The organism is Pseudomonas sp. NBRC 111140, assembly GCF_001320885.1.
Classification (GTDB): Bacteria; Pseudomonadota; Gammaproteobacteria; order Pseudomonadales; family Pseudomonadaceae; genus Aquipseudomonas; species Aquipseudomonas putida_P.
Genome location: NZ_BCBQ01000069.1, coordinates 22,396 through 34,305 on the forward strand (window position 1 = coordinate 22,396; position 11,910 = coordinate 34,305).

The window sequence follows — 11,910 nt, forward strand, 5'->3', positions numbered from 1 at the left end:
TTTCTCCGCTACTGCGTGGAAAAGTTATCCCGCAAGCCCCTCCAGTAGGAACCTTTTCACTTCGCTGGAACAAAGCTCGGGGTCCTCTTGCATGAAGCAGTGCCCACCGGGTACCTGGTGGCCGGTCACCTGCGGGTTGATTGCCAGCAGCCGCTGTACGGAGTGCGGTACGAAGGGGTAGGTACGTTCGCCATACATCACCCGCGTGGGGGTATTGATCGCCGCCAGGCTTGCCCACATGCGCTTGGGGAACGAACTGAAAATTTCCACTTCACGGCTGGGCCGGCACTTGAGCACCACTGCCTCGCCACAATCGCCGATGGCATGCTCGACATAGGCCTGCAACGCCGCATCGGTCCAGCCTTTGAAAATGCCACGCCCCTGCAGCGAAGCCAGCGCGGCTTCGCGATCGGGCCAGTGGCTGCGGCGGCTGGCAGCCTTGCGCGCAAGCGCATGGCGCTGATGCAGACCAACCAGGGCTGCCGCCCCCATCACGCCAATCATGCGTCGGCTGAACAGCACCGGGTCGAGCAGCACGGCACGTGCAAACAGTTGCGGCTCGCTGGCCAGGATCAGCCCGGTAAGTACGCCACCGAAGCTGTGCCCTACAGCAAATCGAGGTACGTCGCCGTACTCGCCACGCCCTTCCTCAAACGCTTCAACGGCTAGCGCAGCGGTACGGTTCCAACCACGAAACACCCCTCCGTGGTCACTGTCACCATGCCCTTGGACATCGCAAAGCCACAGGTCGAAATGCTCACTCAAGCGCATCAACAACGGCTGGTAGGCCAGGCAACAGAAGCCATTGCCGTGCAGGAAATGCAGCAACGGCTTGCCGCTGGCCGGGGTACGCCAGCCACGCAGGGTGAAGCCTTCGGCACATTCGTGGGACCAGGGGATCAACTCCATCAGTTGGCTGTACTCGCGAGGCTAGGAAAACGCTGATTCTACAAACAGCAGTGGGTACAGTGAAATCACCAGCAACACGGCCATCAGGACATTGAACAGCATCAGCCAGCGCGGGTTCTGCAACAAGTTGCGCAACGCGCTGCCGAACATCACCCACACACCGACGCTGGGCAGGTTGACCAATGCAAACAAGGCGGCGATGACGATCACGTTGGTCACATAGCCTTGCGCCGGCGTGTAGGTGGTAATCGCCCCTACCGCCATCACCCAGGCCTTGGGATTGACCCACTGGAACGCCGCCGCGCCCCAGAAGCCCAGCGGTTTGCGGGCACTGGAAGAGGCCGTCCCGACCGGCCCGGAGGTGGCAATCTTCCAGGCCAGGAACAGCAAGTAGGCCGCGCCTGTATAGCGCAGCACCGTGTACAACGGCGGCCAGGCCTTGAACACCTCGCCCAGGCCCAGGCCTACGGCCAGCACCATGACCATGAACCCGACGCTGATGCCCAGGGCATGGGGGATCGAGCGGCGCACGCCGAAGTTCACCCCCGACGCCAGCAACATCGTGTTGTTGGGCCCAGGGGTGATGGAAGACACGAAAGCAAATAGCACGAAGGCAGTCAGCAGGTCGGCAGAGGCAAGCATGGCGGGCATTCCACTTTCTTCTTAGGTACTGTCACACTACCGGAGTCGCCCTACCCTGCGACCGATACAGTTACATTAAATTATTTAGATACACACCACTGTACCGCTAACCCGGATCAAGGAAGCCGTCACCATGAGCCTCATCATTCGCCCTGCCGTTCGCACCGATGCCGAGCAGATCCTGGCCTTCATCACTGAACTTGCCGATTACGAGCGCGCACGCCACGAGGTGGTCGCCACCTTGGCGGATATCGAGCACAGCCTGTTCGATGAGGGCAGCACAGTGCACAGCCTGATCTGCGAGCGTGATGGCCGGGCGATTGGTTTTGCCGTGTATTTCTACAGCTACTCGACCTGGCTCGGGCGCAATGGCATTTACCTGGAAGACTTGTATGTGACACCCGAGCAACGTGGCGATGGCGCCGGGCGGCAACTGCTGCAGCACATTGCCCGCGAGGCGGTGGCGAACCAGTGCGGGCGCCTGGAATGGAGCGTGCTGGACTGGAACGAGCCTGCGATCGGTTTCTATCAGAAGCTGGGGGCCGAGGCGCAGGATGAGTGGGTGCGCTACCGCTTGGACGGGGAGAAGCTGGCGGCATTCGCCCAAGGTTGATCACGCGGGTTACCCGGACGGTGCTGTGACAATCCTGCCAATGAGGATTATTCTTCCAAGGTATGTCCCACCGCCCCAATATGTGAGCGCCGAATATGAAAATCGATGACATGGACGCCTTCGTGGCGGTCATCCGTTGCCAGTCGACCAACCTCGCCGCCGAGGCCCTGCAGCTGACTCAACCGGCCATCACCCGCCGCGTACAGAACTTCGAGGAAGACCTGGGCGCCACCCTGCTCGACCGCAACACCAAGCCTCTCAAACCGACCCCCATGGGGCTGCGCGTGTACGAACAGTGCAAAGCCATTTTGCGCGAGATCGACTCGCTGCGCGAGCTGGTGGCCAACGACGGAGCGCCTTCCGGGACCCTGCGGCTGGGCGTGCCGCAAACCCTGGGTGATGTGGTGCTGCTCGATGCCCTGGCGCAAATCCGCGAAACCTACCCGGACCTGCGCACCCAGGTCACCAGCGGCTGGGGCAGCAGCCTGATCGCGCGCATGGAAAATGGCGAACTCGACGCTGCCGCTGCGCTGTTCCCGCCGGGCAAGATCTTCCCCGAGGGCATCGCCAGCCAGTCGATCGCACGCATGCCACTGCGGGTAGTTGCAGCCAAAGGCAGCACCGGCAAGCGCAGCCTCAAGCTCAAGGACTGCTACACCCGTGGCTGGGTGCTCAACCCCGATGGCTGCGGCTTCCGCGCGGGGCTGCAGCGCGCCCTGAGTGAACAGGGGCTGAGCTTGTCGATCAACCTGGAGACCTTTGGTACCGAGTTGCAATTGGGGCTGGTGGCCAATGGGCAGGGGCTTGGCCTCGTGCCTGAGCCGTTGTTGCAGAACAGCCGCCATCGGGACGCGCTGGATGTGGTCAATGTAACGGACTTCAAGCCCCAGGTGGATTTGTGGCTGTTCCACCCGCGCTACCTGGGCAACCTGCAGGAGCCGGTGGAGCTGTTTGGCCGGGTGGCCGGGCAACAGTTGTGTGGGTGAGCGTAAAAACGTGGCGCAGTTCACTGTCTAGGAGACGCCTCATGTTCCCGATGGGCTGCAATGCAGCCCCATTAAATACCAGTCTTGCATAACAACTAACAACTTTAATTCAGACAACTGATAATTAGCATAGAACAAAAAAGACTTTTACAGCCTTCACCCATACGAATACGGTCTTAGAAACCCACCGTGTTCCAGGGATGAATACCCATGAGTCACCCCCCTTCCGCCAGCGCACTAGCCGAACTCACCCAGGCCCTGGCCAGCAATGCCGAGCGCTACGACCGCAGCGGCCAGTTCCCCGTCGACAACTTCACCCTGCTGCACCGCCACGGCCTGCTGAGTTTCACCGTGCCGCGCGCCCTGGGCGGTGGCGGGGCCGACCTGGCCAGCGCACGCCTGGTGATCACCGCCGTCGGCAAAGGCTGCCCGTCCACCGCATTGATCCTGGTGATGCAGTACCTGCAGCACTTGCGCCTACAGGACGAGGATCGCTGGCCCGAGCACCTGCGCCTGCAAGTGGCACGCGACGCGGTGGCCAACGGCGCGCTGATCAACGCCTTTCGCGTCGAGCCGGAACTGGGCACACCGGCACGCGGTGGCTTGCCGGCGACCACCGCTCGGCGCACCGCCGAGGGCTGGCGGTTGTCCGGGCGCAAAATCTACTCCACCGGCAGCCATGGCCTGAGCTGGTACCTGGTGTGGGCCCGCAGCGACGACCAGGACCCCCTCGTAGGCGGCTTCCTGGTACACAAGGACACCCCTGGCATCCGTATCGTCGAAGACTGGGACCACCTGGGCATGCGTGCCACCTGCAGCCATGAAGTGCAGTTCGACGAGGTGCTGATCCCGTTGGAGCATGCCGTCAGCGTCAGCCCGGCCAGCGCACCACGCCCCGAACTCGACAGCACCGGCCTGCTGTGGATGGCAGTGTTGCTGCCTGCACTGTACGACGGTGTGGCCCAGGCCGCACGTGACTGGCTGGTGCAGTTCCTGAACCAGCGGGCGCCGTCCAACCTGGGGGCACCGCTGGCCAGCCTGGCGCGTTTCCAGGACGTGGTCGGACGCATCGACACGCTGCTGTTCGCCAACCAGAGCCTGCTGAACGCCGCCGTCAGCGGGCAGACCGAGCCGCGCCATGCCGGGCAACTCAAGCACCTGGTCAGCCGCAATGCCATCCAGGCTGTGGAGCTGGCCATCGAGGCTGCCGGTAACCCTGGCCTGTCACGGCGCAACCCGTTGGAGCGGCACTATCGCGATGTGCTGTGCAGCCGCATCCACACCCCCCAGGATGACGTAGTACTTGGCCAGGTCGGCCGTGCAGCCTTGGCGGAGGTGGCAGCATGAGCCACTCGATCATCGCCAGCCAGCTGGACGCCCAGGCTAACCAGTACCTGCGCGATCACTTGCCTGACCACGAGGTGGTCGATATCGCACCCACCCAGCTGCAGCTGGACATCCCTGCCGACGTCTTCATCCTGCGCCCGGTCAATGTACGCGGTAACCGAGTGGATTCCCCGCCCGCCGGCTGGCCGTGGCAATTGCGCTGGGTGCAGGTGGTGTCCTCGGGCATCGACTTCTACCCCGACTGGGTGTTCCAGGGCCCGCCGGTCACCAGTGGCCGCGGCGCCAATGCCGAGCAGGTGGCCGAGTTTGCCTTGGCTCTGGTGCTCGCTGCCGCCAAGCAGCTACCGAGCCTGTGGGTCAAAGACGCCGACTGGCGCCTGACCCCGCTGGCCCCGGTACGTGGCCGTACCCTGGGCATATTCGGCTTCGGCAGCATCGGCCAGAGCCTGGCGCGCAAGGCAAATGCCCTGGGCATGCAGGTACTGGCGCTGAATCGCCCAGGCCAACCCATTGCCGAGGTGCCGGGCGTACAGCGCGTCGACAACCTGCAGCAGCTGTTTGCCGGCAGCGATCACCTGGTCATCGCCGCCCCGCTCACCCCTGCCACCCGTGGTCTGATCGACCACCAGGTACTGGCCCAGGCCAAGCCCGGCCTGCACCTGATCAACATCGCCCGTGGCGGGCTGCTGAACCAGCAAGCCCTGCTCGATGCCCTGGACAGTGGCCTGATCGGCCGCGCCAGCCTGGATGTCACCGAACCGGAGCCGCTACCGACGGGGCACCCACTCTACCAGCACCCGCGAGTATTCCTGTCGCCGCATACCTCGGCGATTTCCGAGGACGGCTACCCGGCCTTGCTCGACGCATTTCTCGACAACTTCGCCCGCTACCGCGAACAGGCACCGCTGCACAACCTGGTCGATACCCAGCGCGGCTACTGAACCGACACTTTTTGGAGAACACCATGACTGCATTGTCTGTCATCGCCCCCCAGGAAAACACCGTGCGCCAACGGGTCAGCGCCGAAGAATGGGAGGTGCGAGTAAAGCTGGCTGCGGCCTATCGCCTGGCTGCCCTGTTCCGCTGGACCGACCATATCTACACACACTTCTCGGCACGCGTGCCCGGGCCCGACGAACACTTCCTGATCAACGCCTTCGGCCTGCTGTTCGACGAGATCACCGCCTCCAACCTGGTGAAGGTCGATGTAGATGGCACGATCATCGATGATCCCCTGGGCCTGGGCATCAACCAGGCCGGCTATGTGATTCACAGCGCCATTCACCGTGCGCGGCCCGACCTCAAGGCCGTGCTGCACACCCACACGCGTGATGGCGCAGCAGTGTCGGCACAACGCGATGGCCTGCTGCCAATCTCGCAGCATGCCCTGGCCTACTACAGCCGCGTGGTGTACCACGACTACGAAGGCGTCGCCCTGGACCTGGACGAGCAGCAGCGGCTGGTGGCCAACCTGGGCGACAGCAATATCCTGATCCTGCGCAACCATGGCCTGCTGACCGGGGGAATCAGCGTCGAGCATGCCTTCCGCGAGCTGCACGGGCTGGAGCGGGCCTGCAACATCCAGGTGGCGGCGCAGGCAGGGGGCAACGACCAACTGCTGTACGCGGCGCCGGCAGCAATTGCCAAGGTGCATGAGCAGTCGAAGCGGTTTTCCGATGGGCTGGGGGAAGGGATCCAGCGGCATTGGGATGCGCTGATACGCCAGCTGGATCGGGAGGGACTGGATTACCAGAACTGACCGCGTTCTTGTGGCCTGTACCGACCTCCGCCGCGGCTGAGTTTCAAGGCCGTATCGACTCCATTTGCAGCACAACCCGCAGGTATTCCGATGAGCAAACGACAGATCCGCCTGGGCGCCATGATCCATGGCGTCGGCCACGGCTGGGGCGAATGGCGCCACCCCGATGCATTGGCCGATGCCAGTGTCAATTTCGGTTTCTACAAACATCAGGCAAAACTGGCGGAGGCGGCAACGTTCGACTTCGCCTTCATTGCCGACAGCCTGCACATCCACGCCCGCTCCAGCCCTCACTACCTCAACCGTTTCGAGCCGCTGACCATCCTCTCGGCGCTGGCTGCGGTAACCGAACACATCGGCCTGGTGGCCACGGTCACGGTCAGCTACACCGAGCCCTTCCAGGTAGCACGTCAGTTCGCCTCGCTGGACCTGATCAGCGGTGGGCGCGCGGGCTGGAACGTGGTGACTTCCTGGCTTTCCGGTACTGCTGACAACTTCGGCAAGGCTGAACACCCGCCGCATGCCGTGCGTTACCGAATTGCGCGCGAGCACGTAGAGGTGGTCAAAGGGCTGTGGGACTCCTGGGAAGACGACGCCTTTACCCGCGACAAGCAAAGCGGACAGTTCTTCGACCCGGCCAAACTGCACACCCTCGGCCACCAGGGTGAGTTCTTCAAGGTCAAGGGCCCGCTGAACATCCAGCGCTCGCCCCAGGGCCAGCCACTGATCTTCCAGGCAGGCGTGTCGGAAGAGGGTCGCAACTTCGCCGCGCAAAACGCCGACGCCATCTTCGTCAACCCGGAATCGTTCGACGATGCCCACGCTTACTATCAGGACCTCAAGCAGCGTGCCGCGCGCCATGGCCGTGATCCGGATGCATTGTTCATCCTGCCCGGCATACGCCCGATCGTCGGCCGCGACGCCGAGGAGGTCGAACAGCGTTATCAGCAAGCCGTGAACCTGGTAAGCATCGAAGATGCCCTGGTTGCGCTTGGCCGGCCGTTCAACGACTACGACTTCAGCCACCATGACTTGGACGCGCCCTTCCCCGACCTCGGCACGCTGGGCAATGACAGCCACAAGGGCACCTCGGACCAACTCAAGCAGCTGGCCCGTGATGAAGGCCTGACCTTGCGCGAGCTGGCGCTGCGTTTCTCGCGTCCACGCCGGGACTTCGTCGGTACCCCGGAACAGGTTGGCGATGCCCTGCAGCACTGGTTCGAAAACGGCGCGGCCGACGGTTTCATCATCAACTCGCTGCTACCCGACGGCCTGCAGTATTTCACCGAGCAGGTGGTGCCGCTGCTGCAGGCGCGAGGCCTGGTACGCCAGACGTATGCCGGTACAACCCTGCGAGACCATTTCGGCCTCGACGTGCCGGAAAACCGCAACACACTGCGCCGCACCCAGACAGCGGTTGCCTGAGCCCATCACGACAAGGAGTTCTGTTCCATGAGCCTCGAATTCATCGGCCTCATCGGCCCGCAGGAAAGCAGCGAGTCACAGGCAGCACGCGGCCCGCTGGTCGACCTGGAGTTCATCAAAGCCTTCTCCCAGGCCCAAGAGTATGGTGGCTTTGACAAAGCGCTGCTGGCAGTCAATACCAGCGCGCCGGATTCGTTGATTCTGGCCAGCTATGTGGCCGCCCTCACCGAGCGCATCGGCCTGCTGGTAGCCCACCGCCCTGGCTTCCAGGCCCCGACCTTCGCCGCCCGCCAGTTCGCCACCCTTGACCAGCTGAGCCGTGGCCGTGCCTCGATCAACGTCATTACCGGCGGCGACAGCGGCGACCTGCAGCGCGATGGCGACTTCCTGGACAAGGATGCCCGTTATGCGCGCACCGACGAATACCTGCAGGTACTGCGTGACACCTGGACTCGCCATGAACCGTTCGACCACCAGGGCACACATTACCGCGTCGAAGACAACCTGACCCTGGTCAAGCCAGTGCAGCATTTGCCGATCTATTTCTCTGGCGCCTCTGATGCGGCCGTCGAAGTGGCCGCCAAACACGCCGATGTGTACATGATGTGGGGCGAACCGCTGGAACAGGTACGCGAACGCATCGCCAAAGTGCGCAAGGCCGCCGCCCGCTACGGACGCGAAAAGCATATTCGCTTCAGCCTGTCGTTGCGGCCGATTCTGGGCGCTACCGAGGCCGAGGCCTGGGGCCGTGCCGAGCGCATTCTGGCCGACGCCCAGGCGCGGATCGGCATCCACCAGGGCAACCGCCGCGAGAGGAACTTCGGCAAGAGCAATGCCGGCTCTGAGCGTCTGGTGCAGCTGGCCAGCCAGCGCAAAGTGCATGACACCCGGCTGTGGACCGAGATTGCCGCGCTGGGTGGCGGTGCCGGTAACTCTACGTCGCTGGTGGGGACTGCAGAGCAGGTGGCAGAGGCCGCATTGGCTTACTACGAGCTTGGGGTGAGCACTTTCCTGTTCCGCGGTTTTGACCAATTGCGTGATGCGGTCGAGTACGGGCAGGACCTGATCCCGCGCATTCGCGCGCTGGTGGCCCAGCGTGAGTCTGGCCGCGATGTTCGAACTGCGTAGATTTCTACGGTACGGCTGCAGGGATAGCGCCGTCCGGCAGGAACCCGCGCAAGCCTGAAATGGGTGGAAGGCAGATGCACCCACAGATTGACGCCAAGCCCGCCCCATGCTCTCCTTATGCCTCACGTTCAGGTGCCCCCATAGGGGGTGAAACGGGAAACCGGTGCGTCGCAGGCCCTCCAGCAGGGCCGGACAATGCCGGTGCTGCCCCCGCAACGGTAAGCGAGTGAAGCGTCTGTACCACTGTGCCTCGTAGTACGGCATGGGAAGGTGACGTGTTCCAGGAGCCCTGCTCTTCCTCGCAAGCCCGGAGACCGGCCTGGCGTTCATGAACACCCCGCGGTGGGCGGGCGCTGTTGCATTCCCCTGGGCGACCCCGCCCGGGGCTGCCGCGCTCGCCCGTTGCTCACTAAAAAGCAGAGGAACGCGTCATGCCCGTCACCAGCGCCAAGCAGCACAGCCTTGCCACACCCGTCACCCTCAGCCAGCGCGTAGTCATCGCCGTCGGCGCCAGCCTGTTGGGCCTGTGCCTGGTGTACTTCGCCGGCTTCTCGCACATCGAGGCCGTGCACAACGCCGCCCACGACACCCGCCACAGCGCCGCCTTCCCCTGCCACTGAGTACGCCTGATGATCACGCGCATTGCCCGTACTGCGGGTTTCAGCGGGTTGCTTGCGGCCCTGTTGCTGACCTTGCTGCAAAGCTTTTGGGTCGCCCCGCTGATTCTCGAAGCGGAAACCTACGAGTCCTCGGCCCCGGCCGCACAACACGAACATGGCGGCAATGAGGGCGCTCATGAACACAGCGCCGAAGCCTGGTCACCAGAAGACGGCTGGCAGCGCGTGCTGTCCACCACCGGTGGCAACCTGGTGGTGGCGGTGGGCTTTGCCCTGATCCTCGCCGCACTGTATGGCCTGCGCGAGCCGAAGCGCGTCAGCACTGGCGCCTTGTGGGGCCTGGCCGGTTTCGCCGTGTTCTGTCTGGCCCCAACGTTGGGGTTGCCACCGGAACTGCCCGGCACTGCTGCCGCCGACCTGGGGCAACGCCAGGCCTGGTGGATTGGCACGGCCAGCGCCACCGCCCTTGGCCTGGCCTTGCTGGTGTTCGCCCGCCACTGGCTGCTGAAGGCGCTGGGCGCCGTGCTGCTGGTTATCCCCCATGTAATCGGTGCGCCACAGCCTGAAGTCCATGAAAGCCTGGCCCCCGAAGCACTGGAGACGCAGTTCAAGATGGCCTCCTGGCTGACCAACGCTGCCTTCTGGGTGGCCTTGGGCCTGCTCAGTGCGTGGCTGTTCCGCCGCTCCAGCGAGGCCTGATGCCGGCTTTCTACGCTGGCTTCGGCTGCCGCCGGGGTTGCCCGGCGGATACCCTGCAAACCCTGCTGCACCAAGCCCTGGCTAGCCAGGGCTTGGCGCTTTCCGACCTGCGCGGCATTGCCAGCATCAACCTCAAGGCCGACGAAGCCGGCCTGCAGCAACTGGCCGCACGCCTGGCCTTGCCCTTGGTGCTGTACCATAGCGCGCAACTCCAAGCCTATGAGCCGTTGCTCAGCCACCGCTCGGCCACCGCCTATGCCCACAGCGGCTGTTGGGGTGTGGCCGAGAGTGCGGCACTGGCCCTGGCCAGCCAACAACTGGGCACGGCTAGGTTGCTGCTGCCACGCAAGGTACTAGGCCCGGCGACCCTCGCCCTGGCCGGCTGACGTTTCATACCCTATTTCTTGCAAGGACTTTCCATGACCGTCTACTTCATCGGCGCCGGCCCTGGCGACCCAGAACTGATCACGGTCAAGGGCCAACGGCTGATTCGCCAATGCCCGGTGATCATTTATGCCGGCTCACTGGTGCCCGCTGCCGTGCTCGAAGGCCATCAGGCCGAGGCCGTGATCAACAGCGCCGAACTGCATCTGGAGCAGATTATCGCGGCCATGCAAAGCGCACACGAACGGGGGCTGGATGTAGCCCGCATACATAGCGGCGACCCCAGCTTGTACGGCGCCATCGGCGAGCAGATCCGCCACCTGCAAGCACTGGGCATCGATTACCAGATCATCCCGGGAGTGACTGCCACGGCGGCCAGCGCTGCCCTGCTCGGCTGCGAACTGACTTTGCCTCAAGTGGCGCAGACCGTGATCCTCACCCGCTATGGCGACAGCTCGCCCATGCCGCCTGGCGAGCAACTGGGCGACCTGGCGCGCCACGGCAGCACGCTGGCGATTCACCTGGGGGTCAAACACCTTTCGCGCATTGTCGATGAGCTGCTGCCGCACTACGGCGCACACTGCCCGGTAGCGGTGGTGCATCGCGCCACCTGGCCAGACCAGGACTGGGTACGCGGCAACCTCGGCGATATCGTCGAACGCGTGGCAAGCAAGGGCTTTCGGCGCACGGCGCTGATCCTGGTAGGCCACGTTCTGGGGGATACGCCATTCGCCGAATCGGCCTTGTACCGTGCCGGGCACGCCCACCTGTATCGCCCTGGCGACTGAACATTGCCAGCCTTGCCTCGGGCATAGCAGACTGCCGGTTCCCGCCTGCGAACAGGAGCCATGCCCATGCTGGAATTACGCCCCAACTGCGAGTGCTGCGATACCGACCTGAGGGGTGACAACCCCGACGTTATGATCTGCTCTTTCGAATGCACATTCTGCCGTAGCTGTGCCGAAAACCGCTTCCAAGGCCGTTGCCCAAATTGCACCGGTCAGCTGGTGGCCCGCCCGACGCGGGTCGGCCAGGCATTGACCAACAACCCCGCTTCCACCCTGCGCGTAAACAAATCGCACGCTGCCTGCGCCTGAACCACCGCAAATAACCGACATCACTGCCTTGTCAGCAGTGATGTCTTTCTTGTTTTTTGTAGGGTTTTTCAACAGCAGGCACGGGAAATCTCAACGCTTCTATACTCGGCATTACCAAACTTCGGGAATGGTCGTATCGTGCAGCGCTTCCGACAACCCCACTTGCAGACGTATTCCTGAGTGATCCAGGAAGCGGACCACATCCCTACAGGAGTTTTCCACATGACAACCGTGCTGATCGTCGACGACCACCCCATCGTCCGGCTGTCGCTGCGCCTACTGCTCGAACGCGAGCGCTTCCATG

At 63.6% G+C, this 11,910-nt stretch carries 14 protein-coding genes, 1 pseudogene and 1 riboswitch; of the genes and pseudogenes, 13 read left to right on the plus strand and 2 right to left on the minus strand.

Features of this window, described 5'->3' with window-relative positions:
• Positions 1–24 precede the first annotated feature (24 nt).
• Both APH42_RS20270 and APH42_RS20275 read right to left on the minus strand, forming a co-directional pair.
• The gene (locus tag APH42_RS20270) at positions 25–909 is read right to left on the minus strand and encodes an alpha/beta fold hydrolase (RefSeq protein WP_012272182.1); all 885 of its coding nucleotides are present in this window, start codon (positions 907–909) and stop codon (positions 25–27) included.
• A 21-nt stretch (positions 910–930) separates the two neighbouring features.
• Complete coding sequence (locus APH42_RS20275) at positions 931–1,560, minus strand: LysE family translocator (protein WP_012272181.1); 630 nt, start codon at positions 1,558–1,560, stop codon at positions 931–933.
• 124 nt (positions 1,561–1,684) lie between these two features.
• On the opposite strand from APH42_RS20275, the gene APH42_RS20280 reads away from it, so the two are divergent.
• The 13 genes and pseudogenes from APH42_RS20280 to APH42_RS30530 form a co-directional block, all read left to right on the plus strand.
• On the plus strand, positions 1,685–2,164 hold the full coding sequence (locus tag APH42_RS20280; protein ID WP_012272180.1) for a GNAT family N-acetyltransferase: 480 nt from the start codon (positions 1,685–1,687) through the stop codon (positions 2,162–2,164).
• A gap of 95 nt (positions 2,165–2,259) precedes the next feature.
• Positions 2,260–3,150 carry a LysR family transcriptional regulator gene (locus APH42_RS20285; protein ID WP_012272179.1) on the plus strand — a complete coding sequence of 297 codons (891 nt, stop codon included), beginning with the start codon at positions 2,260–2,262 and terminating at the stop codon, positions 3,148–3,150.
• A 210-nt stretch (positions 3,151–3,360) separates the two neighbouring features.
• Positions 3,361–4,497: an acyl-CoA dehydrogenase family protein gene (locus APH42_RS20290; RefSeq protein ID WP_012272178.1), complete on the plus strand. Its 1,137-nt coding sequence runs from the start codon at positions 3,361–3,363 to the stop codon at positions 4,495–4,497.
• A complete protein-coding gene (locus APH42_RS20295) occupies positions 4,494–5,438 on the plus strand; it encodes a D-isomer specific 2-hydroxyacid dehydrogenase family protein (RefSeq protein ID WP_060494091.1) in 945 nt (314 codons plus the stop codon). Before APH42_RS20290 ends, APH42_RS20295 begins: the two co-directional genes overlap by 4 nt.
• Positions 5,439–5,461: 23 nt before the next feature.
• Positions 5,462–6,256, plus strand: coding sequence for a class II aldolase/adducin family protein (locus tag APH42_RS20300; RefSeq protein ID WP_012272176.1), 795 nt, complete (start codon positions 5,462–5,464; stop codon positions 6,254–6,256).
• 90 nt (positions 6,257–6,346) lie between these two features.
• Positions 6,347–7,681, plus strand: a complete 1,335-nt coding sequence (locus APH42_RS20305; RefSeq protein WP_060494092.1) for an LLM class flavin-dependent oxidoreductase — start codon at positions 6,347–6,349, stop codon at positions 7,679–7,681.
• A 27-nt stretch (positions 7,682–7,708) separates the two neighbouring features.
• Positions 7,709–8,809: an LLM class flavin-dependent oxidoreductase gene (locus APH42_RS20310; RefSeq protein WP_060494093.1), complete on the plus strand. Its 1,101-nt coding sequence runs from the start codon at positions 7,709–7,711 to the stop codon at positions 8,807–8,809.
• A gap of 113 nt (positions 8,810–8,922) precedes the next feature.
• Positions 8,923–9,147: riboswitch (cobalamin riboswitch) on the plus strand.
• Positions 9,148–9,240: 93 nt separating this feature from the next.
• Positions 9,241–9,429, plus strand: coding sequence for a CbtB domain-containing protein (locus APH42_RS20315; RefSeq protein ID WP_012272173.1), 189 nt, complete (start codon positions 9,241–9,243; stop codon positions 9,427–9,429).
• Positions 9,430–9,438: 9 nt separating this feature from the next.
• A complete protein-coding gene (locus APH42_RS20320; RefSeq protein WP_012272172.1) occupies positions 9,439–10,125 on the plus strand; it encodes a CbtA family protein in 687 nt (228 codons plus the stop codon).
• A complete protein-coding gene (locus APH42_RS20325) occupies positions 10,125–10,511 on the plus strand; it encodes a cobalamin biosynthesis protein (RefSeq protein ID WP_060494094.1) in 387 nt (128 codons plus the stop codon). The genes APH42_RS20320 and APH42_RS20325 overlap by 1 nt, the downstream gene beginning before the upstream one ends.
• A 33-nt stretch (positions 10,512–10,544) precedes the next feature.
• The gene (gene cobM / locus APH42_RS20330; protein ID WP_060494095.1) at positions 10,545–11,297 is read left to right on the plus strand and encodes a precorrin-4 C(11)-methyltransferase; all 753 of its coding nucleotides are present in this window, start codon (positions 10,545–10,547) and stop codon (positions 11,295–11,297) included.
• A 66-nt stretch (positions 11,298–11,363) separates the two neighbouring features.
• The gene (locus tag APH42_RS20335; RefSeq protein ID WP_060494096.1) at positions 11,364–11,606 is read left to right on the plus strand and encodes a DUF1272 domain-containing protein; all 243 of its coding nucleotides are present in this window, start codon (positions 11,364–11,366) and stop codon (positions 11,604–11,606) included.
• A gap of 180 nt (positions 11,607–11,786) precedes the next feature.
• Positions 11,787–11,910, plus strand: a pseudogene (locus tag APH42_RS30530) (DNA-binding response regulator); the annotation flags it as partial.

Excerpts from the sequence above, each read along its gene's own strand:
- APH42_RS20270 (WP_012272182.1), bottom strand. The coding sequence starts at position 909 with ATGGAGTTGATCCCCTGGTCCCACGAATGTGCCGAAGGCTTCACCCTG.
- APH42_RS20275 (WP_012272181.1), bottom strand. The coding sequence starts at position 1,560 with ATGCCCGCCATGCTTGCCTCTGCCGACCTGCTGACTGCCTTCGTGCTA.
- APH42_RS20280 (WP_012272180.1), top strand. The coding sequence starts at position 1,685 with ATGAGCCTCATCATTCGCCCTGCCGTTCGCACCGATGCCGAGCAGATC.
- APH42_RS20285 (WP_012272179.1), top strand. The coding sequence starts at position 2,260 with ATGAAAATCGATGACATGGACGCCTTCGTGGCGGTCATCCGTTGCCAG.
- APH42_RS20290 (WP_012272178.1), top strand. The coding sequence starts at position 3,361 with ATGAGTCACCCCCCTTCCGCCAGCGCACTAGCCGAACTCACCCAGGCC.
- APH42_RS20295 (WP_060494091.1), top strand. The coding sequence starts at position 4,494 with ATGAGCCACTCGATCATCGCCAGCCAGCTGGACGCCCAGGCTAACCAG.
- APH42_RS20300 (WP_012272176.1), top strand. The coding sequence starts at position 5,462 with ATGACTGCATTGTCTGTCATCGCCCCCCAGGAAAACACCGTGCGCCAA.
- APH42_RS20305 (WP_060494092.1), top strand. The coding sequence starts at position 6,347 with ATGAGCAAACGACAGATCCGCCTGGGCGCCATGATCCATGGCGTCGGC.
- APH42_RS20310 (WP_060494093.1), top strand. The coding sequence starts at position 7,709 with ATGAGCCTCGAATTCATCGGCCTCATCGGCCCGCAGGAAAGCAGCGAG.
- APH42_RS20315 (WP_012272173.1), top strand. The coding sequence starts at position 9,241 with ATGCCCGTCACCAGCGCCAAGCAGCACAGCCTTGCCACACCCGTCACC.
- APH42_RS20320 (WP_012272172.1), top strand. The coding sequence starts at position 9,439 with ATGATCACGCGCATTGCCCGTACTGCGGGTTTCAGCGGGTTGCTTGCG.
- APH42_RS20325 (WP_060494094.1), top strand. The coding sequence starts at position 10,125 with ATGCCGGCTTTCTACGCTGGCTTCGGCTGCCGCCGGGGTTGCCCGGCG.
- cobM (WP_060494095.1), top strand. The coding sequence starts at position 10,545 with ATGACCGTCTACTTCATCGGCGCCGGCCCTGGCGACCCAGAACTGATC.
- APH42_RS20335 (WP_060494096.1), top strand. The coding sequence starts at position 11,364 with ATGCTGGAATTACGCCCCAACTGCGAGTGCTGCGATACCGACCTGAGG.